The organism is Lysobacter gummosus (assembly GCF_001442805.1).
In the GTDB taxonomy this organism is placed as follows: domain Bacteria; phylum Pseudomonadota; class Gammaproteobacteria; order Xanthomonadales; family Xanthomonadaceae; genus Lysobacter; species Lysobacter gummosus.
Genome location: NZ_CP011131.1, coordinates 555,515 through 581,413, shown reverse-complemented (window position 1 = coordinate 581,413; position 25,899 = coordinate 555,515). Strand labels below are relative to the sequence as shown.

Genomic DNA, 25,899 nt, shown 5'->3' with positions numbered 1-25,899 from the left:
TGACCGCCGCTTCATCCGGCGCGAACGCCGGATGAAGCGCTACCGCATGGATCAGAACCGCAGATCCGCCCGCACGTAGTAGTAACCGCCGCCCGGCAGATCGTAGGTCGAGCCGTCGAAGCCGTTGAGGTTGCACGACAGACAGGTCGGCGGGTCCTTGCCGAACACGTTGTTCATGCCCGCCTGCAATTGCAGGCCCTTGAGCACGTCGAAGCGATAGCCGATCTGGAAGTCGTGGAAGGTGGTCGCGCCCAACCGGTTCTGGCCGGTCTTCGGGTCGTTCTTGCACACCGCGAAGTCGGCGGCGTCGCCGCACTCTTCGACCAGCTGGCTGATGTGGCGCGCGGTCCACGATGCGTTCCAGCGGCCGTAGGTCCATTCCAGCGTGGCGTTGGAAGTCCATTCCGGAATCGAACGGGTGACCGGATCGCTGACCAGACGGCCGACCTGCAACGGCTGCAGCGAACCATCGGCGCCGACGGCTTCGTAGTTGCCCACGATGGTGTTCTGCCAGATCACCTTGAACTGGCCGAAGCGGGTTTCCGGCAAGGTCCAGAACACGTCGATGTCCCAGCCGTTGGTCTTGATCACGCTGAGGTTGCCGAGGAAGTTCGCGAAGCCGTCGATCTGGTCGGTAATTGGGTTGCGCTGGATGCCGCCGCAGAATTCCGGCGACAGCGTCTGCACGCACAGGTTGAGCTGGGTCTGCGGGTCGATGGCCTGGATCGCGCCTTCGATGCGATGGCTGTAGAACGTTCCCTCGATGTCCACGCGCTTGGCGATGGCGGTGTCTTCCAGGATCGACGGCGTCCACACGAAGCCGAGCGAGAAACTGGTCGAACGCTCCGGCTCCAGGTTCGGATTGCCGCCGGTCAGCACCGAGATCTGCGGATCGACCTGACGCGTGCCCGGATTGACGCCTTGCACGGCGCAGTTGGCCGCGCTGCCGGTCGGCGGCGCGCCGTTGGAACCGATCAGGCACGGATCGATCATGCCCACGTCGGCGCGGCTCTGCGAGCCGAACAACTCGCCGATCGACGGCGCGCGGAAGCCTTCCGCGTAGGTGCCGCGCAGCAGCAGTTCATCGGCCACCTGCCAGCGCAGGCCGTACTTGGGCGTGAACTCGCCGCCGAAGGTGGAGTAGTCCGAATAGCGGCCGGCGACGCTCAGGTCCAGGCTCTTGCCGAAGGCCGAGTCTTTGAACAGCGGTACGTTGAGTTCGACGTAGACCTCGTTGACGTCGTACTCGCCCTGGGTCGGCAACGACGGCACGCCGTTGTATTCGCCGCGCACGGTGATCGGATCGGGACGGTAGGAGCCTTCGTACTTGCGGTACTCGTAACCGGTCGCGAACGACAGCGGGCCGGCCCACATCTCGAACAGATCGCCGGACAGGTTGAAGGTGGCCAACTGCAGCTTGTTCTCACTGCTGTCGTGCAGGACCGGGCTGATGTACTTCAGCATCGCCGGGGTGATGGTGTTGTAGCCGAAGATGTTCAACGGCGTGCAGCCCGGCGTGGCCGCGCAGATCGCCGGATCGCCCATGGCGATGGCGATGTTCTTCGCGTTGTAGCTGCCGCGGTTGGTCTGCTCGGCCTTGTTGCGGCTGCTGGCGAGGTTGGCGTCCCAGAACCAGGCACGCTCGCCGACATCGAAGGTGCCTTCAAGACCGGTGCCGACGAACCAGGTATCGACTTGCTGCTCGAAGCGGCGCGGGCCGCCTTCCACCGGACGGCGGCGCAGGATGCTCAGGTTGCTCGAATCGAGCTGCACGCCGAACGGATTGAACGGATGGTTGGCCGGCATCACCACATCGGCCGCGAACGCGTTGCCGGCGCCCGGACCCAGATCGATCGGTTCGGGCGCGGCGCGGTTTTCCGATTCGCGACGATTGAGCAGGGCGCGCGCGTACCAACGCACCTTGTCGTTGACGTCGAAGCGGAACTGGCCGAACACGCCGCTGCGCTCGGACGGCGACAGCACGTAGTTGTACGGGGCGAAATTGAACGGATCGTTGGCGCCGAAGCAATGGAAGCCGTCGGTGCGCGGCACGCCGGCCGAACACGGCGCCTGGCCGGGCGTGTAGACCGGATTGCTCTGGCCGGCATTGGCGACCAGATCGTACTTGCGCCCGTCCGGCGCGGTGAAGGCGATGCGGCCGCCGGGCACGCGCGAGCTGCCCAGCGCCAGGCCGGTGCCCGGCACCGGGAAGCGCGAGAGTTCGCGATCGGCCGAGCTGACTTCGTCCTGCTTGGTGTAGCTGGCGCCGAGGAACCAGGTGGCGCGTTCGCTGCTGCCGCCGTAAGCGAAGTCGAGGCCGCGGCTGGTGCCGTCGCCCTTGGTGTACTGGCCGAAGTTGGTGGTCAGCTGGAAGCCGTCGAAATTACGCCGGGTGATGATGTTGACCACGCCGGCGATGGCGTCGGAGCCGTACAGCGAGGACGCGCCGTCCTCCAACACTTCGATGCGCTCGACGATGGCCAGCGGAATGGTGTTGAGGTCGGTCGCCGAACCCACGCCGGAGGCGGAGGATTCGTTGACCCAGCGGATGCCATCGACCAGCACCAGCACGCGCTTGGAACCCAGGTGACGCAGATCGACCGTGGTCGAACCGGCGCCGACGCCGCCGCCGTCGGACGGGAAGCCGTCGTTGCCGGAAGCGTTGCGCTTGCCGTTGAACGAGGAACCCGAACCGGTGAGCTCCTGCACCACGTCGCCGATCGAGGTCAGGCCGGTGCGTTCGATGTCGTCGCGGGTGAGGGTCTGGATCGGGACCTGGCTTTCGATCTCGGCCTTGCGGATACGGGTGCCGGTGACCTGGACAGTGTCCAGGGTGGTGGTGCCTTTCGCGGCGTCGGACTCCTGCGCGGCGGCGAAGCCCGGCAGGGCGACCAGTACGGACAACTGAATGGCTTTCGCCAAGGTATGGCGGCGCAACGCTTTCATCGGTTCTCTCCCTCGAATGATGTGTGGCTTAGCTCTGTTGGCTATCGGCGCGCCGCCCAGTGATTCCCCGCGGACGGCGGCTGTTTTTTGCAGGCAATGGGTGAAACGGTCGCAAAGCGCGCAAAGATCACGCGATATCCGCATCAGCGCCGCTGCGCAGGCAGAAACCTAGCCCAACGGGCTGTTGCGCGTGACTTGCGCGCCGGCGATTTCGTGCGGCGCGAATCGGCATGGCGAACGGCGTGGATAAGAAAACGGCCGGTGGTTTCCCACCGGCCGTTCGTGTTTCAGGGCTGCCGCGGCGCGCGGATCGAAAGCGCCGCGGTCGCGCGAACGCCGACCGCAACGCGTCGATGGAACGCCGCGCCGATCAGAACCGCAGGTCCGCGCGAACGTAGAAGAAGCGGCCGCCCGGGATGTCGTAGGTGGACGCGTCGTAGCCGTTGAGCGAGCACGACAGGCAGACCGGCGGGTCCTTGTCGAACACGTTGTTGACGCCGCCGGTGATCTGCAGGCCCTTGAACATCTCGAAGCGGTAGCCCAGCTGCAGGTCGTGATAGGTGGTCGCGGCCAGCTTGTTCTCGCCGGTGACCGGGTTATCGCAGTACGGCGAGTCCAACGCCGAGGCCTGGCAGATTTCGGTCAGCTCGGAGATGTGGCGCACGGTCCACGACGCGTTCCAGCGATCGAGCTTCCATTCGGCGCTGAGGTTGGAGGTCCATTCCGGGATCGCGCTGTCGTTGACTTCCACGCCGGGCTTGCGCGGCTGGATCTGGCCGGCGGCGCCGACCGCTTCGTACTCGGTGACCCAGGTGTTCTGCCACTTCAGCTTGAACTGGCCCCAGGAGGTTTCCGGCAGCGTCCAGAAGAAGTCCATGTCCCAGCCGGAGGTCTTGATCGAACCCAGGTTGGTCAGCTTGTTCTCGAAGGAGGAGATGCCGCCGATCGAGGAGCGGGTGATGCCGCCGCAGTACAGCGGGTCGAGCGTCTGCACGCACAGGTTGAGCTGGGTCTGCGCGTCGATCGCCTGCACCGCGCCTTCCAGCGAGTGGCGGTAGTAGGTGACTTCGAAGTCGAACTTGTCCGACCACGGCACGCCCGCGGCCCAGGCCGGGCTGTAGACGAAGCCGGCGGTGAAGCTGCGCGCGGTTTCCGGTTCCAGCTCGGCGTTGCCGCCGGTCTGCACCGAGATCTGGCTGTTGGCCTGCGCGGCGCCGGCCGGCACGCCGAGCGCGGCGCAGTTGGCGCGGTTGCCGGTCGGCGGCGCGCCGGTGATCGAGGTCAGGCACGGATCGCTGAGCTGCAGGTCGGCGCGGCTGGCCGAGCCGAACAGTTCGCCGATCGACGGCGCGCGGAAGCCTTCCGCGTAGGTGGTGCGCAGCAGCAGTTCATCGGCGACTTGCCAGCGCAGGCCGTACTTCGGCGTGAACTGGCCGCCGAAGGTCGAGTAATCCGAGTAACGGCCGGCCAGGCTCAGGTCCAGGCTCTTGCCGAACGCGCCTTCCTTGATCAGCGGCAGGTTGAGTTCGACATAGGCTTCGTTGACGTCGTATTCGCCCTTGGTCGGCAGCGACTGAGTGCCGTTGTAGTAACCGGCCACGGTGATCGGATCGGGCTGATAGAAGCCTTCGTACTTGCGGTATTCGTAACCGGCGGCGAACGACAGCGGGCCTGCCCACAAATCGAACAGGTCGCCGGAGAAGTTGGCGGTGAAGGTCGACAGCTTCTGTTCGCTGCGATCGCGCACGACCGGGCTGATCCACTGCAGCATCGCCGGAGTGATCGTGCCCGGGCCACCGAAGATGTTCAGCGGCACGCAGCCCGGAGTGGCGGCGCACAGAGCCGGATCGCCCAGGGCGATGTTGATGTTGCGGACGTTGTAGCTGCCGCGGTTGGTCTGGTCGGCCTCGTTCTTGTTGCTGGCGAGGTTGACGTCCCAGAAGTAGGTGCGGTCGCCGGCGTTGAAGCTGCCTTCCAGGCCGGCGGCGATGTAGGTGGTATCGACCTTCTGTTCGAAGATGCGCGGGCCGCCTTCGATCGGACGGCGCGCGACCGTGTCGAGGTTGGCGTTGGGGCCGATCGAGGTCAGGTCGAAGCCGAACGGGTTGTACGGATTCAGGCGCGAGATCGTGATCTGCTCGGACCAGGGGTTGCCGGTACCGGCGCCGGCGCCGAGGAAGATCGGTTCCGGCGCGGCCTGGTTGGTCGATTCGCGGCGGTTGTACAGCGCCTTGACGTAGCCCTGCAGGTTGTCGTTGAAGTGGAAGCGGAACTGGCCGAACGCACCGGTGCGCTTGGACGGCGTCAGCAGCATGTTCTGCGCGGCGAAGTTGTAGCGGTTGGCGCCGGTGAAGGGAATGAAGTCCTGCGGATAGCGCACGCCGTTGGGGAAGCTGCTGCCGTTGGGCGTGGTCATGTTGCAGAACGGCACCGGCGGCGTCGTCGGATCGTCGTCGGTGTCGGTCAGCGGACAGGCGCTGCTGGCGGTCGGCGGATTGAAGATGAAGCGGCCGTTCGGCGTCGCCGAGCTGCCGGTCTCCACGCCCAGGCCGGGCACCGGCACGCGCGAGATTTCGCGGTCGCGCGAGTACACCGGGTCCTGATCTACATAGCTCAGGCCCAGGAACAGATTGGCGCGATCGGTGTTGTAGCCCCAGGCCGCGTCGAAGCCCTTGAGCTTGCCGTCGCCCTTGCCGTACTGGCCGTAGTTCAAGGTCAGCTGGCCGCCGTCGAAATTGCGCCGGGTGATGATGTTGACCACGCCGGCGATGGCATCGGAGCCGTACAGCGAGGACGCGCCGTCCTCGAGGATTTCGATGCGCTCCACGATCGCCAGCGGAATGGTGTTGAGGTCGGTCGCCGCGCCCACGCCGGAGGCGGAGGATTCGTTGACCCAACGCATGCCGTCTACCAGGACCAGCACGCGCTTGGGGCCGAGGTGGCGCAGATCGACCTGGGCCGAACCCGCGCCGATGCCGTCGCCGTTGGGCGAGAAGCCGAAGTTGCCCGACGAATTGAATTTGGTGTTGAGCGCGGAACCGGCGCCGGTGAGTTCCTGCACCACGTCGCCGATCGAGGTCAGACCGGTGCGCTCGATGTCGTCGCGGCTGAGGGTCTGGACCGGGACCTGGCTTTCGATCTCGGCTTTCTTGATGCGGGTGCCGGTGACCTGGACGGTGTCCAGCGTGGTGGCGTCTTTGGCGGGTGCGGCGTCCTGGGCGGCGGCGAAGCCCGGCAGGGCGACCAACAAGGACAACTGGATGGCTTTCGCCAAGGCATGGCGACGCGACAGCTTCATCGACTTTCTCTCCCTCAAGTTCGTGGCTTAGCTCTATTGGCTATTGGACGCCGTCCGTCCGTGCCGAACGGCATCCAGAGGTTGTAAACAATTCGTGAAGCCGCCACAAGGCGCAAATAGGCCCTACTTGCCAACCCGGTCGCAGTTCTGATTGGCATGCGCCGCGCTGCCGCCGAACGGCGGCTCGCGGCAAGGTCGGAACGCCTGTTCAGGCGTGGCGGGGATGCGGCGGCGGCATGGCCACGGAACGCGATGGGAGTCTCATTCCCTCTCCTGCTTCCCCTCTCCCGCTCGGCGGGAGAGGGCCGGGGTGAGGGGGAGCGCTGCAGCCGCGACTGCGGAGCCCGATCCGCGCGACTCAGCCGCCCAGCAGCAGACTCACCGCGACCAGGATCAGGAAACCGGCGAACACCCGCTTCAAGGTATCGCCGTGCAACTTGTGCGCCAGCCGCGTGCCGTAGGGCGCGGCGATGACCGAGGCGATGGCCACGCCGATCGCCGCCGGCAGGTAGACGTAGCCGATCGCGTAATGCGGCAACGCGCCCGGCGGCGCGTTGAAGGCGTAGCCGATCGCGCTGGCCAGGCCGATCGCCACGCCGCAGGCCGATGACGTGCCGACCGCCCGCACCGGCGCCACGCCGCGCCATACCAGCAGCGGCACGGTCATGCTGCCGCCGCCGATGCCGACCACCGCCGACACCGCGCCGATGCCGATGCCGGCCGCGGTCAGCGGCGTTCCCTGCGGCGCCGGCGCATCGGCGCCGAGCGCGGCGCGGTTCTTGCCGAACAACAGCTGCGCGGCGGCGATGAAGCAATAGCCGGACACGATCAGGCGCAGCCATTCGCCGTCGATGCGCACCGCGACGAAGCTGCCGAGCCAACCGCCGAGCAGCAGCCCCGGCACCATCCAGCGCACCGTCGGCCACAGCACGCTGCCGCGCTGGGCGTGCGCGCGCGCCGAGGCGGTCGCGGTCAGCACGATGCTGGCCAGCGAACTGGCCAGCGCGGTGTGCATCGCCGCTTCCTTGGGAATGCCGAAGGCCGGCGCGATCCAGGCCAGCGCCGCGACCAGCACCAGACCGCCGCCGACGCCGAGCAGGCCGGCCAGGATGCCGGCGATCGCGCCGAGGACGAGGAACACCAACCAGATCGCCATGCGTTTGCTCCGATGATCGGCCGATTCTGCATGCCCCGCGCGCGACATGCGACCTCGATGGCGCGATTGTGCGAAGCAGGCGCGGCGCGGGCGGCGACATCGCGAAGGCCCCTTCATCGATTCGCGCGCGCCGCTCGCCCCTGCCGGCATCGGGCGATGTTCGCGACAGCGTTTGCATTCCGCGCGCATGCACCGCTCGTTCATATAAGACATTCATGCATGCTCGGCTATAGTCCGGCGATGCTTCCGCGCCCCTACTCCCTGCTGTTCGCCGCGCTCGCCGCGACCCTCGCCACCAGCGCCTGCGCGCAGACCACGGCGGCGGCGCCGGCCCTACCCGCGGTCAAGCCCGCGGCGATTCGCAACGCGCTGCCGGCGCCCGCGGTCGATACCCAGTTGCCGCGCGTGCGCGCGGCGATCGAAGCGGCCGAACGCGGCCCGTTCGACGCGGCCCAATACGCCGACATCGCGCGCCATCCCCTGTACGGCTGGGTCGAGTACGCGGCCCTGCGCCGCGGCATCGACACGGTCAACAACGGCCAGGCGCAGGATTTTCTGAGCCGCCGCGGCAACCAGGCCTCCGGCGATGCGTTCCGCGACATCTGGCTGGCCGCGACCGCGCGCCGCGAAGACTGGGCCGCCTTCACCGCGGCATGGACGCCCAAGAGCGGCGCCGGCAAGGAGCGCAGCGTGAGCCTGCGCTGCGCCGAATTGAACGCACGTCAGGCGCTGGGCAAGGCCGATGCGCAATGGACCCGCGATGCGCAGGCGATCTGGCGCAGCAGCGGCAAGTCCCTGCCCGACAGCTGCGATGCGCCGTTCGCGGTGCTCGCCGCGCAGGGCGGGTTGAGCCCGGAGCTGCGTTGGGAACGCATCGATGCGGCGGCGGCGGAGTGGCAGCCGGCGGTGATGCGGGCGGCCGCGCGCGGCTTGCCTGCGGATCAGTTGGCGCAAGCCAACGACTACGCGGCTTTTTTGGATAACGTGAATGAACGCGCACTCGCTTGGCCCAAGACCGAGCGCAGCCGCAAGATCGCCTCCTACGGCCTGGCCAAGCTGGCCAAGTCGCAACCGGCCAGCGCCGAAGCGCAATTGCCCAAGTACGCCAGCGCACTGGGCTTCACCGACGAAGACCGCGGCCGCGTGCTGTATCAGGCCGCGCTGTGGTCGGTCGCCTCCTATGACGCGCAATCCGCGCGCCGCCTCAACGCCGTGCCGGAGGTGTCCTATGACGAACGCCTGCACGAGTGGCGCGCGCGCGAAGCCATGTCGCGTTCGGACTGGGCCGCCGCGCTCGCCGCGATCCGCAAGATGGGGCCCAAGCAGCGCGGCGAATCGCGCTGGGAATATTTCGAAGCGCGCCTGAGCGAACGCGCCGGCGACAAGGCCGGCGCCGCCAGGCTGTATCGCGAATCGGCCAAGAACGCGGATTTCCACGGTTTCATGTCGGCCGACCGGCTCGGCGCGCCGTACACCCTGTGCCCGATCCAGCCCACCGACAGCGCCGCGGCCAAGGCCGCGATCGCGCGCGATCCGGCGCTGATGCGGGCGATGGGCCTGTTCCAGATCGAACGCACCGGCTGGGCGATCCGCGAGTGGGACGACGCGCTGACCCGCTTCGACGACAGCCAGCGCCGCATCGCCATCGAAGTGGCGCAAAGCTACAACTGGTTCGACCGCGCGGTGTTCTCGCTCAACAAGACGCCGCAGGAACAGCGCCTGTACTACCTGCGCTTCCCGCTGCACCACGGCGAGACGATCCGGCGCGAGTCGCTCAACAACGGCATCGACCCAGCCTGGGTCGCCGCCGAAATCCGCGCCGAAAGCATATTCAATCCGACCGCGCGCTCCGGCGCCAACGCCATGGGCCTGATGCAGGTGCTGCCCGGCACCGGCGCCCAGGTCGCCAAGAGCCTGGGCCTGCCCTGGGGCGGCGCCGCCAGCCTGTACGACTCGGACACCAACATCATTCTGGGCACCGCGTACCTGCGCCAGTTGCTCGACAAGTACGGCGGCCAGCCGTATTTCGCCATGGCCGGCTACAACGCCGGGCCGGCGCCGCTGGCGCGCTGGCAGTCGCAGCGCCCGGGCATGGACGCGGACTTCTGGATCGAGACCATCAGCTACAAGGAAACCCGCGAGTACGTCGCGCGCGTGCTGGCTTTCAGCGTGCTCTACGACTGGCGGCTCAACGGCGACGCGCTCAACGTCAGCGATCGTCTGCGCGGGGTGACCAACACCCAGCGCAAATCCTTCGTCTGCCCGGCCGCCGCCGCGTCCGCCGCGTCCGCCGCGACGCCGCTGCCCGCCGAAACCGAGTGAGCCGCGCGCGATGGCCCGTCGTCATGTCCTGATCCTGGGCGGCACCGGATTCGTCGGCCGCCACCTCGTCGAACACCTGCTGCGCGAGCACTGCCGCATCACCGTGCTCAGCCGCGGGGTGGACCCGCACAAGAAGAAGCTGCTTTCGCGCGACGCCAGCATCATCGAAGGCGATGTCGGCAATCCGGATTTCCTGCGCGCGGTGCTCGACGATGTCGACGCCGTGGTCAATCTGGTCGGCATCCTCAACGAGCAGGGCGACAGCGGCGCCGGCTTCGAACACGTCTACGTGGAACTGCTCGAAGCGCTGATTGAAGCCATGCGCGACATGGGCGTGGCGCGGCTGCTGCAGATGAGCGCGCTCAACGCCGGCACCGGCCACAGCCATTACCTGGAATCGCGCGGCCGCGCCGAGCAGCGCGTGCGCGCCAGCAAGCTGGCGTGGACGCTGTTCCGGCCTTCGGTGATCGCCGGTCCCGGCGACGGCCTGTTCTGCCGCTTCGATTCGCTACTGCGCTACGCGCCGCTGCTGCCGATGGGCCGCGCCAACGCGCGCTTCCAGCCGGTGTGGATCGGCGATGTCACCCAGGCCTTCGTCAACGCCTTGAACGACGACAGCCATATCGCGCGCAGCTACAACCTGGTCGGGCCGGACGTGATGACGCTGGCCGAGATCGTGCGCGCCGGCGCCCGCGCCCGTGGCCGCGTGCGCGCGGTGCTGCCGCTGCCGGACGCGCTGGGCAAGCTGCAGGCCGATATCGGCGAATTCCTGCCCGGCAAACCGATCAGCCGCGACAACTGGCGTTCGCTGCAGACCGATTCGACCAGTGTCGAAAATGGCCTGCTCAAGCTCGGCGTGACGCCGACGCCGGTGTTGGCGCATTTGCCGGAAATTCTTGGGATCGGCGCGCGCTAAGCCCCGGGCGGGCGGTTTCGTTGCCGCCGACTCAAACTCACCTGCCGGTCCACGCGCTAGGATGCGAACCGACTCCACGCGACAAGGACATCCCATGGGACTGCTCGACACCCTCCTCGGCCACGCCGGCGAAAAATCCACCGACAAGGTCAACGAAGACTTCGGCCCGCTGCTCGCCGCGGGCGAAACCGTGCAGCGCGCGTTCGGCGAAATCCGCGATCTGATCGTGTTCACCGACCGCCGCCTGATCCTGGTCGACAAGCAGGGCGTGACCGGCCGCAAGACCGAATTCCTCAGCCTGCCCTACCGCAGCATCGTGATGTTCTCGCTCGAAACCGCCGGCCATTTCGATCTGGAATCGGAGCTGCGCCTGTGGGTGTCGGGCCAGCCCAATCCGATCGTGCGCCATCTGGGCCGCAGCGCGGGTTCGGAGGACATCATTGCGCTGTTGGCGCAGAACTCGCCGCGCTAGTGAGCGCGCATCGCAACAGTATTCGAGGAAAGCAAGGATGAAGGTGTACTTGGTCGGCGGCGCGGTGCGTGATTCTCTACTCGGCCTGCCGGCCGGCGATCGCGATTACGTGGTCGTCGGACAAACGCCCGAGGCGATGCTCGCCGCCGGCTACAAGGCCGTGGGTAAGGATTTTCCCGTGTTTTTGCACCCGGACAACGGCGAGGAGTACGCGCTGGCGCGCACCGAACGCAAATCCGGCCGCGGCTATCGCGGCTTCGTGGTCGATGCCGATCCGTCGGTGACGCTGGAAGACGATCTGGGCCGTCGCGATTTCACCATCAACGCCATCGCCCGCGACGAAAGCGACGGCCGTCTGGTCGATCCCTACGGCGGCGCGCGCGACCTGCAGGCGCGGGTGCTGCGCCATGTCGGCCCGGCCTTCGTGGAAGATCCGCTGCGCGTGCTGCGCGCCGGCCGTTTCATGGCGCGCTTCAAGTCGCAGGGGTTCACCGTCGCTGCGGAAACCATGGCGCTGATGCGGCAGATGGCCGAATCCGGCGAACTGGCCGATCTGGTCGCCGAGCGCGTGTGGCAGGAACTGCGCCGCGCGCTGACCTGCGCCACGCCGTCGGCGTTCCTGCGCACCTTGCACGACGCCGGCGCGCTGCAAGTCGTGCTGCCGGAAGTCGATGCGCTGTACGGCGTGCCGCAACGGCCGGAGTACCACCCCGAAGTCGATACCGGCGTGCATACCGAGATGGTGGTCGATCAGGCCGCGAAGCTTGCGCCCGGCGACGACCTGATCGGCTTCGCCGCGCTGACCCACGACCTGGGCAAGGCGCTGACGCCGGCGGATATCCTGCCGCGCCATCACAACCACGAACGCGCCGGGCTGGAACCGCTGGCGCAGTTGTGCGCGCGGCTGAAAGTGCCCACCGACCATCGCCTGCTGGCCGAGGCGGCCTGTCGCGAGCACCTCAACGTGCATCGCCTCGATGAGATGCGGCCGCGGTCGGTGTACGAGTTGATCGCGCGTTGCGACGGGTTTCGTAACCCGAAGCGGATCGAGCAGATGACGGTGGTGTGCGAGGCCGACAAGCGGGGCCGGTTGGGGTTGGAGGACAACGACTATCCGCAAGGCGCGTCGTTGCGGGCGGCCTTGCATGCGGCGCTGAAGGTGCGGGCGAGCGATCTGAAGCCTGGGTTGAGCGGGCCGGCGGTGGGCGAGGCGATGCGGCGGGCGCGGATCGAGGCGATTGCGGTGGTCAAGAGGAATGCTGCGGGTGATGGGGCAGAGTGATTCGGGATTCGGGATTCTTGCTCCGCGATTTTTTTGCTCGTCATTCCCGCGAAGGCGGGAATCCAGAGACTTCAAACGTTCTCGCACGAAAGGCCCTGGATTCCCGCGTTCGCGGGAATGACGGCCTAGAAGGATGACGCTGAAGTCTCTGGATTCCCGCCTTCGCGGGAATGACGTTCTGGAGGGATGACGCTGAAGTCTCTGGATTCCCGCCTTCGCGGGAACGACGACCTGGGAGGATGGCGCTGAACTCTCTGGTTATTCGACTTCGCCGGCGCCCAAAAAAAAACCGCCGCGCGAATTTCGCGCGGCGGTTCCTTGACCCATCAGGCAACGACTCGCATCGTCGCCCTGGCATCGGCACCCAAACTCAGAACCGATAATCGATCCGGGCGTAGTAGCTGCCGCCGTTCATGCCGAACGGAAGAGTTTCCCAACCGTACTTGAAGCCCAGTTGGGGGAACGGCGCGCCGGTGTTCGGGTCCCACTTGTCCGGGTAGGTGTCGAAGATGTTGTTGCCGCCCACCGACACGCTGAGCTTGTCGGTGAACTTGTAGCGCACCGCCAGGTCGGCCAGCCACTTGCCGCTCCAGGTCTGCTTGACGCCCGGGGTGAAGCCTTCGCCGGTCACCGGGCCGTAGTAGTTGGCGCGCGCGGTCCATTCCCACTTGTTGATTTCGTACACGCCCTGCAGCACGTGGTGCTGACGCGGCTGACCCTTCTCGATCAAGGTCACCTGGGTGTCGTCGAACAACACGTTCGGCGGCAGGATCGCCGACTGCGAGCGGCGGTCCTTCACTTCGGTCTTGTTGAAGTGCACCAGCGCGGTCAGGTTCAACTTCGAACCGCCGGCGAACTCGGTGTTGTGGTTGGCGACCAGGTCGATGCCGGTGGTCCGGGTGTCGATGGCGTTGGTGAAGAACAACACCTGGCCCACGCCGATCGGATCGAGGATCGCGCGGATCGGGCAGTTGCCGTTGCCCGGCGCGCACGGCTGGCCGTTATTGCCGACGCTCTCGGGCTGGATGTTGCTGGAGAAGATGATGCGGTCGTCGATGTCGATGCGGAACACGTCCAAGGTCACCGAGAAGCGATCGTTGGGCTTGAGCACGAAGCCGATCGATCCGCTCTTGGAGGTTTCTTCCTTCAACGGCTCGATGCCGAACGCGCGCGTCACCGCGCTGTCCTGACGCGCGGTCAGAGTGTCGGTCAGCACGCCCGCGGCATTGAGGTTGGTCGAGCGCTGGCTGTAGAACAGCTGCTGCACGCCCGGCGCGCGGAAGCCGGTGGACACGGTGCCGCGGATCGCGAACTGCTCGGTCGCGTCGAAGCGCGCCGACAGCTTGCCGGTGGTGGTGTTGCCGAAGTCGGAGTAGTCCTCGTAACGCACCGCGCCGCCGAGCAGGAAGCGATCGGTCAGGTTGGTTTCCGCGTCCAGGTACACCGCGTAGTTGTGGCGGCCGTCGTCCACCGCTTCGTTCGGCGAGAAGCCGGGGAAGCCCTGCATGCCCGGCTGCGCGGTCTCGCCGGCCTGGCCCAGGATCGGGATCGAGCGGTCGTTGTTGCGGCCGTAGGTGTAGGTCACCGGCGCGCCGGGGGTGATCTTGTACTCGTCCTTGCGGTATTCCACGCCGGTGCCCAGGTACAGGGGATGGCTGTTGAAGCCCTGCAGGGTGCCGCGGAAATCCAGGTTGAAGGTGGTCTGATCGGCCTGCAGGGTGCCGGTGTCGGCCTTGGTCGGCGATTGCGCGTAGATGCCGCCGCCGGGCTTGGGCTCGTACCACCAGCTGACGTTGACCGAATTGCTTTCCTCGAAGCCGAACTTGTTGCGGCCGCGATTGATCGAGATATCCCAATCCCAGTTGTCGTTGATCGGCGCCTTGTAGCCGACCGCCAGCGAGGTGTCATCGACCTTGGTCAGGATGTTCGGCAGGAAGCCGTTCGGATACAGCGCCGGCACCGTGCGGTTGTCGCCCGGGCTGCGGAAGAAGCCCGAGGAGTCGCCCTTGCGCTTGGACAGGCCGCCGAACCAGTACAGCTCGCCCTTGCCCACCGGCAGGCCGCCGTTGAACCAGAAATAGGCGTCGGTGGCGTCGGCGTCGCCCAGGCGCTGGGTCACCCGCGGCGGGCTCACGCGCAGGCTATCGGGGCCGGCGCGGTTGGTCTCGGCGCGGTCGCGGTATTCCAGGGACAGATTGAGGAAGCCGCCGTCGTCGCCGAGCTTGACGCCGGTGTTGACCGAGCCCTGGTAGTTGGCGCCGTCGCCGGCGTAGTACTTGCCGGCCTGGAACGACAGCTGGGTTTCCTCGGTCTGCTTCTTGAGGATGATGTTGATCACGCCGGAGATCGCGTCCGAGCCGTACTGCGCCGCGGCGCCGTCGCGCAGCACTTCGATGCGCTCGATCGCCGACAGCGGGATCGCGTTGATGTCGGTGCCGGCCGAACCGCGGCCGATGGTCTGCTGCACGTTCACCAGCGCCTGCTGATGGCGGCGCTTGCCGTTGACCAGCACCAGCACCTGATCGGGGCCGAGCGAGCGCAGCGTCGCCGGACGCAGGATGTCGGTGCCGTCGCTGACGAAGGTGCGCGAGAAGTTGAACGAGGGTTCCAGCATCTGCAGGATCTGGCCGATCTCGGTCGCGCCGGTCGAGGTCAGTTCTTCCTTGCCGATCACGTCCACCGGCGCCGCGGTGTCCTCGGCGGCGCGGCCGCGCGCGCGCGAACCGGTCACCTGGACCGCATCGAGCGTCGTCGCCTCGCGGGTGGCCGGCGCCGGCGCAGCGGCGTCCTGGGCATAAGCGGGAACGAGGGCGCTGGCGGCCATGGCGGCGGCCACGGCCAGCGCCAAACGGTTGCGGTGCACTGAGGGCATGAGTCGTTGTCCTTGCGAAAGTGAGGTGGGCTCCCGTGGCCCGGGCTGAGCCTCACCATTTCTTAACTTTTTCGCAATACGTCGCGTGACTGTGCCGACTATGGCTTTGTGACAGATTTCTTATAACGACGAACCGGCTAAGGGCCGGTTCAGGCCTGAATGGGCGACCGGTCACTGAACAGGGCGGCCGGGACCGGCGCGATGGACCGCCCGCCAGGCACACGAATTACCCAGGCCGCGCGGCGGATTTTCCCCGCCCGCGGCCCGACCGGCTCAGCGTTTGCGCGAAAGCCGGCGATCCACCCACAGCAGCCACAGCGCCACCGGCGTGCGCGCCACGAACAAGCCCGCCAGCGCGCCCAGGCTGTTGGCCAGCGCATCGATCCCGTCGCCGCTGCGCGAATCGGTCAGCGTGGCCTGGGCGAATTCCAGGCCCACGCCCATCGCGATCAGGCCCGCCACCGCGATCGCCTGCGGCCGCAGCCGCGCGAACAACATGCCCGCGTACGACGACAGCGCCAGGTAGGCGCCGAAGTGTTCGATCTTGTCGAAGTTGGAAAACGGCGGCGGCGGCAGATCGTGCGCCGGCAGCAGGCAGGTCGCGATCACCACCGCGATCATCGCCAGCCACAACGCGCACCACAGCAGCGGTCGGTCGAACTGACGCAGCAGCGCGCGCGCGGGCACCGCGCTCACAGGCGATAGCTCAGGTCGCCGGCCATGAAGGCGACGCCGAATTCGACGTCTTTCTCAAGCCCCATCACCTGGAAGCGCTCACCCATCTCGCTGGGCAGGGTCAGCTTCTTGACCTCGCTGATGCGGCGCTGCTTCTCGACTTCGTCGCGCAGGCCCTCGATCCGCTGCAGCACCCCGGCCAGGCCGTTGCCGAGCAGGAAGCTGGCCTGCGAGCAGTAGCCGGCCAGATCGAAGCCCGCCGCCAATCCGGCCTCGGCCAGGGCGGTGAAATCCACCGACGCGGTCAGGTCCTGCAGTCCCGGCCACAGCAACGGATCGCCGTGGATGCGATGGCGGTAGAACGCGCGCAAGGTGCCGTCGCTGCGATCGGGCGAATAGAACTCCGAGCGCGCATAGCCGTAATCGACGAACAGCATCGCGCCGCGGCGCAGGCCGCCGGACACGGCCTGAATCCAGTACGGCAGCTGCGGCAGCAATTCGGAGCGATAGCCTTCCTCGAACCGCCGCTCCAGCCGGCGTTCGGCCTGGCGCACCGCGTTGGCGAGAAAATCGTCGGCCGGGCGCAACTCGCGGGCGAAGCGTTCGCCGTCGATGACGATGTGTTCTTCGAACACTTCGTCGTTGTGGATGGCGAAGCGCGGCGTCGGCAGCGCGTCGATCACCTCGTTGGCGAACAGCACGCCTTCCCACTCGTCGCCGAACGGGCCGTCGGGCCACTCCAGCAGATCGAACAACGGCGGCACCAATCGTTCGCGCAGGCGTTCGCGCTGGCGATGGCGCAGTTCCGCGCTCGGCTCCAGGATGGCGTAGCGATCGGGCAGCGCGTCCAGTTCCAGCAGGCGCTTGAGCGCGACCTCGGCGAACGCGCCGGTGCCGCCGCCCAGTTCCAGCAGCCGCGCCTGCGGCCCGATCTGCTGCAGCACCGGCGCCACCGACTCGGCCACGCAGGCGGCGAAGATCGGCCCCAGTTCCGGCGCGGTGACGAAATCGCCGCTGGCGCCGAACTTGCTCGCGCCGGCGCTGTAGTAGCCCAGGCCCGGCGCGTACAAGGCCAGCTCCATGAAGCGCGAGAACGCGATCGCGCCGCCGTGGGCGGCGATCTGTTCGCGGATCAGCTGGGTCAGGCGCGCGCTGTGGGCCAGGGCGTCGGCGTCGGGGGGCGGCAGATCGAAGGGATTCACGTGGCGGCGTTACGCAGGTCAGGAGCAGGCCGCCAGGATAAAGCAGGCTAGCGCTTTGGTACTAAAAACCGCGGTTTTGCCCGGGGTTTAACTCCGGCTGCACTTTACTTTCAACAATCGCGTGCAAGATGGCCGCGCGCATCCCCAGCGCCGACATGGAACCGTCCGCATGAGCACCGTCGATCCGGCCGCCGAGCGACGCCGGCAACAAATCGAAGCCGGCCCGATGCGCGTGGCGCACCTGCGGCTGTGGAGCTTCGTCGCGGTCTGCGCCGGCTTATGGGGGCTGATGGCTTACGGCATCACCGATGCGATGAACTACGGGCTGACCTCGTCCTATCTCGTGCCCGCCCAGCAGCCGCCCAGCGACACGCCGCCGCTGCTGTGGATGCTGTTCGTCGGCGCGTTCGGCGGCATGATCCTGAGCTTCTTCGTCAATGCCGCGCTGGATTCGGTGTTCGGCCTGTGGGCCGGCACCCAGGCGACCTTCGCCGCCAACCTCACCGGGATGGCATTGGGCTTCTGGCGCGGCGCCGTCGACCGCTGGCAGCCGCCGCAACGAGTGGGTTTCACCGATCCGCTCGACGGCGCCGTGCAGCCCTGGGACGCCATGACCTGGGCCGGCTGGACCTCGCAATACTGGATGCCGACGCTGTTGCTGCTGATCGCCGCGGCGCTGGCGGCGAGCGCGATGCGCGCCTACCGCAAGCACGCGCTGCGCGAGCGGCGCGCCCGCGAGGCCCTGACCCAGGGCGTGCGCGTGCCGGGCACGATCACCGAACTGCACGACACCGGCGTGGAGATCTACAACCAGCCGCGGATCCGCTTCGTGGTCAAGTTCACCGACCATCTGGGCACCGAGCGCTGGGTGACCAAGACCGGCCTGTTCGATCCATTGGCGGTGCCGCGGGTGGGCGATGCAGCGCACGTGTGGTTCATCGCCGACGCGCCGGGCGAGCAGGACCGGATCGCGGTCGGTTTCGGCAGCGACGAAGACGCCGACGTGGCCGAACTCACCGCCGGCCGCTGAGGCGCAAAAGCGAAGGCCGCCCGTGGGCGGCCTCGCAACACCGGTTCGATGACTGCCGCCGGCGACTCAGCGACGCGGCGCTTCCAGCGCCAGGCCTTCGAAACCGCGCGGCACTTCGCCGTCCACCGCATAGCGGTACAGCGCGGCCGAATACACGCTGCCCAGCGCGCTCTGGTACACCGCCAGCGCCAGCAAGGCCAGCACCGTCACCGCGCCGATCAGCACCGCCAGCGCCGAGGACACCAGGCTCAGCACGTAGGCCAGGCCGAACCCGGCCGCGCCCAGCGCCAGCATCGCCACGAAGCAGGCCAGGCCAATGCCGGCCATGCCGGCCGCGCTCTCGCCCCAGGTGCGCTTGAACATCGCCACGCTGCGCTTGAGCGCATCCATCGGCCCGACGTTCTCCGCGACCAGCACCGGCACGACGAGGAAAGTCGCCATCGTCCACGCCGCGCCGAGCGCGCCGCCGATCAGGCGCACGATGAAGTTGTTGTCGCGATCCTTGAGCGCCTTGAGGATCATGCCGACGGTGGCGGCGATGGCCGCGTAGCCGGCGATCGCGCCAATGCGCGAACGCGCGGCGTTGAAACCGTCGGCGACGGTGGGATTGCCGCCTTCCAGCCGGATCATCGCCGCGCTGACCAGCGCGCAGTTGCAGAAGATGATCACGAAGTACTGGCAGAAATAAAACGCGAACGCGAACGCCAGCGAGCCGACGCTGTAACCGTCGGCGAACAGCTTGAAGGCGACCGCCGGGATCATGAAGGTGGCCAGCACCACCAGCACGCAGATCGCCGACACCACCGGGAATACCAACAGCTCCCGATCCGAATTGAGCACCGAGGCGCTGGCCTTGGCCAACTCCCAGCTGCGGGAAATCTTCTCGAACATCGCCTGCCCCCAGGTCATAAGATCGGGGCATCGTCAAACCTGTGACGGGAATTCGCAAGAGGGTGTGATGTTGGGCGGGGGTTGGCGCGGCGATCGGAGCCGAGAGCATCGGGGCTGAAGCCCCTCCCACAAAAGCGTTCCCGAGCCCCTGCCACAAAGGCATTTGCGAGCCGAACGCGAAGCCCCGAAATCTTTTGTGGGAGGGGCTTCAGCCCCGATGCTTTCCGCTCAGACCGCCGCCGCCCTCAGCGACTGCGCTCGATGCACACCCCGACCCCGCGCGCATTGCGGATCGCGCCGGGCTTGCTGAGCTTGAGCCGCACCCGGGCGACCTTGAACTCATCGAGCACGATCGCGGCGACACGCTCGGCCAGGGTTTCGACCAGGCCGAACTCGGACTGCGCCACGAACCGGGTGATGCGCTCGCACACCGCCGCGTAATCGAGGGTGTCGCCGATCGCGTCGCTGGCGGCGGGCACGCGGTTGTCGAAAGCCATCTCCAGATCGAACACCAGCGGCTGGCGGATACGCCGCTCCCAGTCGTAGATGCCGATCACGGCTTCGATTTCGAGGCCTTCGATGAAGACGTGGTCCATGGGGGCGGGATTCGGCATGAGGGATTGGCAACGCGATGCGCAAGAAGTGAAAAGCATGCTACCCGCGACGCCGGTTTTCGTCGCCGCCGCGAGGTCTTTTGCACAAGAGGCTTAAGCCCCGAGGTCTTTTGTGGGAGGGGTTTCAGCCCCGATGCTTTTCTCTCACGTCGCCGCGGGGCTTGGCTCCATGCAACTGTTTCCAGCACGCAGCGGAAAGCATCGGGGCTGAAGCCCCTCCCACAAAAGACCTCGCGACTACACCGGATCGAGCAAGGCCATGTCCCACCGCGGCGTCACCCGCACCGATGCATCGGCATGCTGCCCCGCCTGCAGGCGCAGCGCGCCGGCGTAGGCGATCATCGCGCCGTTGTCGGTGCAGAACATCGGCCGCGGAAACGCCACCCGGCCGCCGCGCTTTTGCGTCATCGCGGCCAGCCTGGCGCGCAGGCGCGTGTTCGCGCCGACGCCGCCGGCGACCACCAGGGTCTTGCAGCCGGAGGCTTCCAGCGCGCGTTCGCACTTGATCGCCAGCGTGTCCACCACCGCATCCTCGAAGGCGCGGGCGATGTCGGCGCGGGTCTGGTCGGTCTTGTCGCTGTTCTGCCAGGCCAGCAGCACCTGGGTCTTGAGGCCGCTGAAACTGAAGTCCAGGCCGGGCCGGTCGGTCATCGGCCGGGCGAACTTGTAGCGGCCGGGAGTGCCAAGCTCGGCCTGTGCCGCCAATTGCGGGCCGCCGGGGTACGGCAGGCCCATCAGCTTGGCGGTCTTGTCGAAGGCCTCGCCGGCGGCATCGTCCAGGGTCTCGCCGAGCAGGCGGTACTGGCCGATGCGGTCCACCGCGACCAGTTGGGTATGCCCGCCGGACACCAGCAGGGCCACGAACGGCGGCTCGGGCCGGCCCAGCGGGTCGTCCTCCATCAGCGGCGCCAGCAGATGGCCTTCCATGTGGTGCACGCCGACCGCCGGCACTTCCAGCGCCCAGGCCAGCGCGCGCGCGACCCCGGCGCCGACCAGCAGCGCGCCGACCAGGCCCGGGCCGGCCGTGTAGGCCACCCCGTCGATGTCGTGGGTGCCCAGGCCGGCCTCGGCCAGGGTCTGGCGGATCAGCGGCAGCAGCTTGCGCACGTGGTCGCGGCTGGCCAGCTCGGGCACCACCCCACCGTATTCGGCGTGCAGGGCGATCTGGCTGTAGAGCGCATGGGCGCGCAGACCGGCATCGGTGTCGTACACCGCCACCCCGGTCTCGTCGCAGCTGGTTTCGATGCCCAAAACCTTCATGGGCGGGCCTGACGGGCTGCATCGGCCGCCGGTTTCTGGGAGAATGTCGCGTTCATGGAGGTGTATGTTGCACCTTCCGCACGAGCATCGCTATAATGCGCGGCTCTCCCGGTCTGCCGGGCCGGTCCCCGTTAACGAGATTACGTATGCCCAGCGTCAAAGTCCGCGAAAACGAGCCTTTCGAATTTGCCCTGCGCCGTTTCAAGCGCACCTGCGAGAAGGCCGGCGTCCTGGCCGAAACCCGCAAGCGCGAGTTCTATGAAAAGCCGACGCAGGAACGCAAGCGCAAGGCCGCCGCTGCGGTGAAGCGTCAGGCGCGCCGCGCCTCGCGCGACGTCACCAAGCGTCAGCGCCTGTACTGATAGCGCGTTCCGCGTCCGCCAGGCCTAACCTGCCGGCTGTCGCGGAACCACCATCAAGCCGGCCGCGCCTCGGGCGCTGCCGGCTTTTTGCGTTTGTGGCGAAGAGCGGGGAGTCGGGATTGGAGATTCGGGATTCGCAACAGCACCCGCCCTCCGCCCCTGCGCCCACCCTTCAATCCCTAATCCCCAATCCCGAATCCCTGCCCCTATGACCCTCAAACAACGCCTCACCGAAGACATGAAGGCCGCGATGAAGAGCGGCGACAAGCAGACCCTGGGCGTGATCCGCCTGATGAACGCGGCGCTCAAGCAGAAGGAAGTCGATGAGCGCATCGAACTCGACGACGCCGCGGTGATCGCGATCCTCGACAAGATGGTCAAGCAGCGCCGCGACTCGGTCAGCCAGTACGAAGCGGCCGCGCGCGAGGATCTGGCCCAGATCGAGCGCGACGAAATCGTCGTGATCGAGCGCTATATCCCGGCCAAGATGGGCGAGGCCGAGATCCTGGCCGTGATCGAGCAGGCCATCGCCGAAGTCGGCGCGACCGGCCCGGCCGATCTGGGCAAGCTGATGGGCCCGCTCAAGGCCAAGCTGGCCGGCAAGGCCGACATGGGCCAGGTGTCGGCGCTGACCAAGAAGCGTCTGGCCGGCTGAGTCCGGCCCGGTCCGCCGGCGGATGCGGCGGACCTCGTTATTCCCCGGCGCCGCCTGGCGGCGACCGGGTTCTCCGCCCGCAAGGGCCGCACAACCGGAGGTGCTCCATGAAACGCCGCAACCCCAACGCCGTCTGCTTTCAGGCCGCTGCCTGATCCACTGATCGAAACGACCGACGCCGGGCTCCAGGCCGCTGCCGCGGACACGCCCGAAGCCGTCGAAACCGTCGCACCCGATCCCTCCGATTTCGACCTCGCGTCCTTCCAGGCCGCGCCCGCGCTCGAACTCACCCGTAAACGCCGCAAGGGCTACCCGTCGGAAACCCGCGTCAAGCGCGGCCGGCGGCTGGTGCATGGCGACAAGGAACTGGTCGAAAAGCTGGGCCGCAACGATCCGTGCCCCTGCGGCTCCGCGCGGAGGTTCAAGGAATTGTTGTCTGCGCGTCGGCCGCCATGACGGCTCGCTGCGCGATGACTACTTTTAGGGACTGATCGCGCGCAATCGTCGATACCCGCGATCTCGCCGCCACGGCGCGATCGCCGCAAAAGCCGGGGCTTGGTCCCGGCTTTTGCGTATCCGCCGGGCCGATCGCGCCTCCCGGTCGCACGTTTGTGCACACATCGCCGACGCATCGCTAACCCGATTTGCGGATACTGAACGCGTCACCCCCGCGACGACGCTCGTACCGCATGCCTTCGAATCCGGATTCCCTGCCCGCGCATCACGACGCTCCACGCTCCGATCCGCCGGCGGCGGACGCCGGCCGCGCGGGCTCGGGCGCGTCCGAATTCGCCCATGACGCGATGCAGCGCATCCACGCCCTGCAGGCCCGCCTGGAGCAGAGCTGGCCCGGCAAGTTCGCGCAGCGCTTCGTCGATTACGACATCCTGGCGCTGGCCGCGGCGCTGTCGTTCTACACCCTGCTGTCGCTGGCGCCGCTGATCCTGATGGTGCTGTGGCTGACCACCGCGCTCTACCCGTCGGCGCAGGAGGAATTCTTCCGCCAGATCGGTCTGCTGGCCGGCAGCCAGGTCGAAAGCACGGCGCGGTTGATCGTGGCCAATGCCGAGAACCGCCCGGGCACCGGCTCGCTCGCGGCGCTGCTGGGCACCATCGCGCTGCTGGTCGGCGCTTCGGCCGTGTTCGGGCAATTGCAGGCCGCGCTCAACCGGGTGTTCCGCAGCGACGCCAAGCGCCTGGGCGGGTTGATGGCATGGCTGCGCAAGCGCCTGCTGTCGTTCGGCATGGTCATCAGCGTCGGCTTCCTGCTGGTGGTGTCGATGGCGGTGCAGGCGGCGCTGCAGTTGTTGATCGCCTATGTACCCGACCTGCTGCCGGTGTTCGCCGCGGTGGCGTCGTTCCTGCTTTATGCGCTGGTGTTCGCGGCGATGTACCGCTGGCTGCCGGACCGTCCGGTCAGCCGGGGCCGCGCCTTGTTCGGCGGCGCGCTGACCTCCGGCATGTTCATGCTCGGCCGCAGCGCGATCGGGCTGTATCTGGGCCAGGCCAGTCTGGGCACGGCATATGGCCCGGCCGGCGGCCTGGTGATCATGTTGGTGTGGATGTACTACTGCGCGGTGGTGTTCCTGGTCGGGGCGCTGATCACGGCGATGCTGGACGAGCATGCGCGGGTGCGGCGGCGCTTGGCGCAGGAGCGCAGTGCGGCGGGGCTGGAGGGGTAGCTTCGGCTGGGGCAAATCCCCGGCGCTGGGGTTTTGCGCGACATCGGTCGGACGTTGGGCGCCGCCCCCTTTTGCAAAGGGGGCACCGATTCTCGCGCGCCTCCGACCTCCGAGCTCCCACCTATCGAGCCCCCCTTTGAAAAAGGGTGAAGGGCCGCGCTTGCGAACCGCAGGTTCGCGCGGCACTGAACGCCCGCAGGCTGTGCCTGCGGGCCGGAGGATAGGGGGGATTTGCTCTTAGCCGCCATCGCGGCCGATCCACCCCGCCTCATGGCATCCTAGTCGCCGATCCGCAACGAGTTCGCGCCGCCCCTCGCAGGCGGCCACCGGCATGGCCCGCATCCCCGACGGCTTCATCGACGACCTCCTCGCCCGCACCGACATCGTCGAGGTGATCGGCGCGCGCGTGCCGTTGAAACGCCAGGGCAAGGAATACTCCGCGCGCTGCCCGTTCCACGACGAGCGCTCGCCCTCGTTCACGGTCTCGCCGACCAAGCAGTTCTATCACTGCTTCGGCTGCGGCGCGCACGGCACCGCGATCAGCTTCCTGATGAACTACGAGCGCCTCGAGTTCCTCGACGCGGTCGATGAGCTGGCCAAGCGCGTCGGCGTGGAAGTCCCGCGCGACACCCGCGCGCGCAACGAAAACTCCGAGACCTCGGACCTGTACGTCGCGGTCGAAGCCGCGCAGCGCTTCTTCCTCAAGCAATACGCCATCAGCGGCAAGGCCCAGGGCTATCTGGACAGCCGCGGCGTCAGCATCGACATCCGCGATCGCTTCGGCATCGGCTACGCCCCGGACGGCTTCAACGGCCTGCGCGATGCGCTGGGCACCGACGAGCGGCGCATGAAACTGCTCGAACGCGCCGGCCTGTTCTCCAAGAACGACAGCGGCCGCGTCTACGACAAATTCCGCGACCGGATCATGTTCCCGATCCACGACCGCCGCGGCCGCGTCATCGCTTTCGGCGGCCGCGTGCTCGACAAGGAAGACGGGCCGAAATACCTCAACTCGCCGGAAACCCCGCTGTTCCACAAAGGCCGCGAACTCTACGGCCTGTGGCAGGTGCGCCAGGCCCACAACAAGATTCCGAAGCTGATCGTGGTCGAGGGCTACATGGACGTGGTCGCGCTGTTCCAGCACGGCGTGGATACGGCGGTGGCGACGCTGGGCACGGCGACCACGCCCGATCATGCCGAGTTGCTGTTCCGCAACGCCGCCGACGTCTATTTCTGTTTCGACGGCGACCGCGCCGGCCGCGGCGCGGCGTGGAAGGCGGTCGAGTCGGTGCTGCCGCGCATGAAGGACGGCCGCCAGGCCTTCTTCCTGTTCCTGCCCGACGGCGAGGACCCCGATTCGCTGGTGCGCAACGAAGGCGCGGAAGGGTTCGACCGCCGCCTGCGCGAAGCCACGCCGCTGTCGCAGTTCCTGTTCGACTCGCTCGCCGCCGACGTCAACTTGAACACGCTCGAAGGCAAGGGCCGGCTGGCCGAACGCGCCAAGCCGCTGCTGGCGCAGATTCCCGACGGCGCCTTCGGCGACCTGATGAAGCAGCGCCTGACCGAGCTGACCGGCGTCGGCGCGCGCGCGTCCTCGCCGGACACGCACGTGCCGACGCAGCGCGCGCACTCGGGCTCGCGTCCGGCGCCGACGCCCAAGCGCTCGCTGGTGCGCAGCGCGATCAGCGTGTTGCTGCAAAAGCCCTCGCTCGCCGCGGTGCTGCAACCGCCCTACCGTTTCGCCGCCTTGCGCCAACCCGGCATCGAACTGCTGATCGAAATCGTCGATGTGGTGCAGCAGCGGCCGGAAATCAGCACCGGCGCGTTGCTGGAACATTTCGCCGAACACGAACAATCCGCCGCGCTGAAGAAACTCGCCAGCCAGACGTTGCCCGGCGGCGAGGAAACGCTGCAACGCGAGTTCCTCGACGCGATCGGCCAACTCGAAACCCAGACCGTGGTGCAGCGCCTGGACGAGTTGCAGGCGCAGCAACGCGAAGTCGGGCTCGACGACGCCGGCAAGCGCGAACTGCTGACCTTGCTGCAGGCGCGGCTGAGCTCTCCTCGCGCGCCGACTTGAAGCCGCGATATGGGGGCGCTTCGATTTTTCTGTCCCCGCGGATCGGAAAATCTTCGCCCGCTTTCGGCAATTCACCAAAACTGCGCCGACACCCGCGCGCAGCCGCAGACAGCCTGCATTCGGGCCACTAGCGTGAACTCCATGCACGGTGCCGCGGCGATCGCCGCCGCGGACCGATCCGACG

19 protein-coding genes are annotated in these 25,899 nt (G+C 67.4%); 10 read left to right on the top strand and 9 right to left on the bottom strand.

What is annotated here, in order from left to right; genetic code table 11:
- Window positions 1-51: 51 nt before the first annotated feature.
- The 3 genes from LG3211_RS02290 to LG3211_RS02280 form a co-directional block, all read right to left on the bottom strand.
- Window positions 52-2,946 (bottom strand): TonB-dependent receptor plug domain-containing protein, encoded by a 2,895-nt coding sequence (locus LG3211_RS02290; RefSeq protein WP_057941416.1) that lies wholly within the window; start codon window positions 2,944-2,946, stop codon window positions 52-54.
- Window positions 2,947-3,316: 370 nt separating this feature from the next.
- Window positions 3,317-6,244, bottom strand: coding sequence for a TonB-dependent receptor (locus LG3211_RS02285; protein ID WP_057941415.1), 2,928 nt, complete (start codon window positions 6,242-6,244; stop codon window positions 3,317-3,319).
- A gap of 358 nt (window positions 6,245-6,602) precedes the next feature.
- Window positions 6,603-7,400 (bottom strand): sulfite exporter TauE/SafE family protein, encoded by a 798-nt coding sequence (locus LG3211_RS02280; protein ID WP_235111960.1) that lies wholly within the window; start codon window positions 7,398-7,400, stop codon window positions 6,603-6,605.
- Window positions 7,401-7,640: 240 nt separating this feature from the next.
- Between LG3211_RS02280 and LG3211_RS02275 the strand changes: the two genes are divergently transcribed.
- The 4 genes from LG3211_RS02275 (at window position 7,641) to LG3211_RS02260 (ending at window position 12,392) form a co-directional block, all read left to right on the top strand.
- On the top strand, window positions 7,641-9,722 hold the full coding sequence (locus LG3211_RS02275) for a lytic transglycosylase domain-containing protein (RefSeq protein ID WP_083512837.1): 2,082 nt from the start codon (window positions 7,641-7,643) through the stop codon (window positions 9,720-9,722).
- A gap of 10 nt (window positions 9,723-9,732) precedes the next feature.
- Window positions 9,733-10,638, top strand: coding sequence for a complex I NDUFA9 subunit family protein (locus LG3211_RS02270; protein ID WP_057941414.1), 906 nt, complete (start codon window positions 9,733-9,735; stop codon window positions 10,636-10,638).
- A gap of 94 nt (window positions 10,639-10,732) precedes the next feature.
- Window positions 10,733-11,110, top strand: a complete 378-nt coding sequence (locus tag LG3211_RS02265; RefSeq protein WP_057941413.1) for a PH domain-containing protein — start codon at window positions 10,733-10,735, stop codon at window positions 11,108-11,110.
- Window positions 11,111-11,147: 37 nt separating this feature from the next.
- Complete coding sequence (locus LG3211_RS02260; protein WP_057941412.1) at window positions 11,148-12,392, top strand: multifunctional CCA addition/repair protein; 1,245 nt, start codon at window positions 11,148-11,150, stop codon at window positions 12,390-12,392.
- A gap of 370 nt (window positions 12,393-12,762) precedes the next feature.
- On the opposite strand, the gene LG3211_RS02255 is transcribed toward LG3211_RS02260, so the two are convergent.
- From LG3211_RS02255 to LG3211_RS02245, 3 genes are all read right to left on the bottom strand, one after another.
- Entirely contained in the window at window positions 12,763-15,264 is a 2,502-nt protein-coding gene (locus LG3211_RS02255; protein WP_057941411.1) for a TonB-dependent receptor plug domain-containing protein, read from the bottom strand.
- A gap of 273 nt (window positions 15,265-15,537) precedes the next feature.
- Entirely contained in the window at window positions 15,538-15,960 is a 423-nt protein-coding gene (locus LG3211_RS02250) for a VanZ family protein (RefSeq protein WP_057941410.1), read from the bottom strand.
- Window positions 15,957-17,141, bottom strand: a complete 1,185-nt coding sequence (locus LG3211_RS02245; protein ID WP_057941409.1) for a class I SAM-dependent methyltransferase — start codon at window positions 17,139-17,141, stop codon at window positions 15,957-15,959. Before LG3211_RS02245 ends, LG3211_RS02250 begins: the two co-directional genes overlap by 4 nt.
- Before the next feature lie 169 nt (window positions 17,142-17,310).
- On the opposite strand from LG3211_RS02245, the gene LG3211_RS02240 reads away from it, so the two are divergent.
- Window positions 17,311-18,171, top strand: coding sequence for a hypothetical protein (locus LG3211_RS02240; RefSeq protein WP_057941408.1), 861 nt, complete (start codon window positions 17,311-17,313; stop codon window positions 18,169-18,171).
- 66 nt (window positions 18,172-18,237) lie between these two features.
- Here LG3211_RS02240 and LG3211_RS02235 read toward each other — a convergent pair whose 3' ends face one another.
- The 3 genes from LG3211_RS02235 to tsaD all read right to left on the bottom strand — a co-directional run bounded on the left by LG3211_RS02235 (window position 18,238) and on the right by tsaD (window position 20,936).
- On the bottom strand, window positions 18,238-19,080 hold the full coding sequence (locus tag LG3211_RS02235; RefSeq protein WP_237049818.1) for a DUF6159 family protein: 843 nt from the start codon (window positions 19,078-19,080) through the stop codon (window positions 18,238-18,240).
- 227 nt (window positions 19,081-19,307) lie between these two features.
- Entirely contained in the window at window positions 19,308-19,658 is a 351-nt protein-coding gene (gene folB, locus LG3211_RS02230) for a dihydroneopterin aldolase (protein ID WP_057941407.1), read from the bottom strand.
- Between the two features lie 255 nt (window positions 19,659-19,913).
- Window positions 19,914-20,936 carry a tRNA (adenosine(37)-N6)-threonylcarbamoyltransferase complex transferase subunit TsaD gene (gene tsaD / locus LG3211_RS02225; RefSeq protein WP_057941406.1) on the bottom strand — a complete coding sequence of 341 codons (1,023 nt, stop codon included), beginning with the start codon at window positions 20,934-20,936 and terminating at the stop codon, window positions 19,914-19,916.
- A gap of 146 nt (window positions 20,937-21,082) precedes the next feature.
- Here tsaD and rpsU point away from each other — a divergent pair, with 146 nt between their 5' ends.
- The 5 genes from rpsU (at window position 21,083) to dnaG (ending at window position 25,715) form a co-directional block, all read left to right on the top strand.
- Window positions 21,083-21,298 carry a 30S ribosomal protein S21 gene (gene rpsU / locus LG3211_RS02220; protein ID WP_031371286.1) on the top strand — a complete coding sequence of 72 codons (216 nt, stop codon included), beginning with the start codon at window positions 21,083-21,085 and terminating at the stop codon, window positions 21,296-21,298.
- 208 nt (window positions 21,299-21,506) lie between these two features.
- On the top strand, window positions 21,507-21,953 hold the full coding sequence (locus LG3211_RS02215; RefSeq protein ID WP_057941405.1) for a GatB/YqeY domain-containing protein: 447 nt from the start codon (window positions 21,507-21,509) through the stop codon (window positions 21,951-21,953).
- 348 nt (window positions 21,954-22,301) lie between these two features.
- On the top strand, window positions 22,302-22,409 hold the full coding sequence (locus LG3211_RS27360; protein ID WP_222837564.1) for an SEC-C metal-binding domain-containing protein: 108 nt from the start codon (window positions 22,302-22,304) through the stop codon (window positions 22,407-22,409).
- A 347-nt stretch (window positions 22,410-22,756) separates the two neighbouring features.
- Window positions 22,757-23,635, top strand: coding sequence for a YihY/virulence factor BrkB family protein (locus LG3211_RS02210; protein WP_057945213.1), 879 nt, complete (start codon window positions 22,757-22,759; stop codon window positions 23,633-23,635).
- A gap of 331 nt (window positions 23,636-23,966) precedes the next feature.
- Window positions 23,967-25,715: a DNA primase gene (dnaG, locus tag LG3211_RS02205; protein WP_057941404.1), complete on the top strand. Its 1,749-nt coding sequence runs from the start codon at window positions 23,967-23,969 to the stop codon at window positions 25,713-25,715.
- The last annotated feature ends 184 nt before the right edge of the window (window positions 25,716-25,899 follow it).

Bases quoted from the DNA above. Each gene is read 5' to 3' on its own strand.
- LG3211_RS02290 (WP_057941416.1), bottom strand. From the start codon at position 2,946: ATGAAAGCGTTGCGCCGCCATACCTTGGCGAAAGCCATTCAGTTGTCC.
- LG3211_RS02285 (WP_057941415.1), bottom strand. From the start codon at position 6,244: ATGAAGCTGTCGCGTCGCCATGCCTTGGCGAAAGCCATCCAGTTGTCC.
- LG3211_RS02280 (WP_235111960.1), bottom strand. From the start codon at position 7,400: ATGGCGATCTGGTTGGTGTTCCTCGTCCTCGGCGCGATCGCCGGCATC.
- LG3211_RS02275 (WP_083512837.1), top strand. From the start codon at position 7,641: ATGCTTCCGCGCCCCTACTCCCTGCTGTTCGCCGCGCTCGCCGCGACC.
- LG3211_RS02270 (WP_057941414.1), top strand. From the start codon at position 9,733: ATGGCCCGTCGTCATGTCCTGATCCTGGGCGGCACCGGATTCGTCGGC.
- LG3211_RS02265 (WP_057941413.1), top strand. From the start codon at position 10,733: ATGGGACTGCTCGACACCCTCCTCGGCCACGCCGGCGAAAAATCCACC.
- LG3211_RS02260 (WP_057941412.1), top strand. From the start codon at position 11,148: ATGAAGGTGTACTTGGTCGGCGGCGCGGTGCGTGATTCTCTACTCGGC.
- LG3211_RS02255 (WP_057941411.1), bottom strand. From the start codon at position 15,264: ATGCCCTCAGTGCACCGCAACCGTTTGGCGCTGGCCGTGGCCGCCGCC.
- LG3211_RS02240 (WP_057941408.1), top strand. From the start codon at position 17,311: ATGAGCACCGTCGATCCGGCCGCCGAGCGACGCCGGCAACAAATCGAA.
- LG3211_RS02235 (WP_237049818.1), bottom strand. From the start codon at position 19,080: ATGACCTGGGGGCAGGCGATGTTCGAGAAGATTTCCCGCAGCTGGGAG.
- folB (WP_057941407.1), bottom strand. From the start codon at position 19,658: ATGGACCACGTCTTCATCGAAGGCCTCGAAATCGAAGCCGTGATCGGC.
- tsaD (WP_057941406.1), bottom strand. From the start codon at position 20,936: ATGAAGGTTTTGGGCATCGAAACCAGCTGCGACGAGACCGGGGTGGCG.
- rpsU (WP_031371286.1), top strand. From the start codon at position 21,083: ATGCCCAGCGTCAAAGTCCGCGAAAACGAGCCTTTCGAATTTGCCCTG.
- LG3211_RS02215 (WP_057941405.1), top strand. From the start codon at position 21,507: ATGACCCTCAAACAACGCCTCACCGAAGACATGAAGGCCGCGATGAAG.
- LG3211_RS02210 (WP_057945213.1), top strand. From the start codon at position 22,757: ATGCAGCGCATCCACGCCCTGCAGGCCCGCCTGGAGCAGAGCTGGCCC.
- dnaG (WP_057941404.1), top strand. From the start codon at position 23,967: ATGGCCCGCATCCCCGACGGCTTCATCGACGACCTCCTCGCCCGCACC.